This is a genomic window from Ruegeria sp. BHSA118, assembly GCF_059613405.1.
Genome location: NZ_JBXWSM010000164.1, coordinates 1 through 1,177, shown reverse-complemented (window position 1 = coordinate 1,177; position 1,177 = coordinate 1). Strand labels below are relative to the sequence as shown.

1 protein-coding gene is annotated in these 1,177 nt (G+C 56.8%); it reads left to right on the top strand.

Annotation, left to right across the window (positions count from 1 at the left end; genetic code table 11):
• Positions 1–97: 97 nt before the first annotated feature.
• Positions 98–1,138, top strand: a complete 1,041-nt coding sequence (locus AC2FNN_RS21660; RefSeq protein WP_496760592.1) for a c-type cytochrome — start codon at positions 98–100, stop codon at positions 1,136–1,138.
• Positions 1,139–1,177 lie beyond the last annotated feature (39 nt).

Below are 1,177 nucleotides of genomic sequence, written 5' to 3'. Positions count from 1 at the left end.
AGCAAAGCTCAGCTGCGGGACGTGCGGGGCGAGAACTCAATCTACCACAACAATTGTATCCAGACCTGGTGGATCAAGGAAAACGGAGAGGCGGAAAATGTCGAAGTATCGTAAGCTATTGGCCGCCTCGGCCCTTGGGTTATGCGTGGCGGTTCCAGCCCATGCAGACAAGCTTGGACTTGGGCGCCCTGCGTTGCCCGAAGAAATCGCAGCATGGGACCACGACGTTGCACCTGACGGAACCGGATTGCCCGAAGGGTCCGGCGACGTGTTCACCGGTGAAGAGGTCTTTGCCGAACGGTGCGCGATCTGTCATGGCGATTTTGCAGAAGGTGTGGGCAATTGGCCGAAACTGGCGGGCGGCGAGGGCACGCTTGCGGATAAGGACCCGCTGAAAACAGTGGGCTCCTTCTGGCCGCACCTTTCGACGGTATGGGACTATGTGAACCTTTCGATGCCGTTTGGAGACGCACAATCGCTGGAGCCTGACGATGTTTACGCGATTGTCGCCTATATCCTGTATTCCAACGACATCGTTGATGATGAGTTCACGCTGTCGCACGAAAATTTCCTTGAAGTGGAAATGCCGAATGCCGGGGGTTTCATCGTGGATGACCGCGAAACGGCCGAGGCGCATTTCTGGACGGATGAGCCATGCATGGTGGGTTGCAAAGAAGGCGTGGAAATCACCATGCGCGCCACCGTTCTGGATGTAACGCCTGACGAAGCCGGGGCTGAAAGCGCGGACCCGGCATCTGTTTCCGAGGAAGCACCCGTCGAGGTCGAAGAAACCGCTGACGACACAGCGGCACTTGATCCCGAAATGATCGAAAATGGCGAAAAAGTTTTCAAGAAGTGCAAGTCATGCCATCAGGTCGGCGAGGGGGCCAAGCATCGCGCGGGTCCGGCATTGAACGGCGTTGCCGGTGCCAATGCGGCCGCCGTCGAAGGCTTTAAGTACTCCAAGGCCATGAAAGCTGCCGCCGAGGATGGCTTGATCTGGACGGAAGAAGAGATGGCCGCGTTTCTGGCCAAGCCTAAAGCCTACATGAAGGGGACACGCATGTCCTTTGCCGGGCTAAAGAAACAGGATGATATCGACGCGGTCATTGTTTACTTGAATTCTTTCGGCAGCTGATCATGCGGCGGCGGTGGGCAACAGGTGTCATGTTTGCTG

Bases quoted from the DNA above. Each gene is read 5' to 3' on its own strand.
- AC2FNN_RS21660 (WP_496760592.1), top strand. From the start codon at position 98: ATGTCGAAGTATCGTAAGCTATTGGCCGCCTCGGCCCTTGGGTTATGC.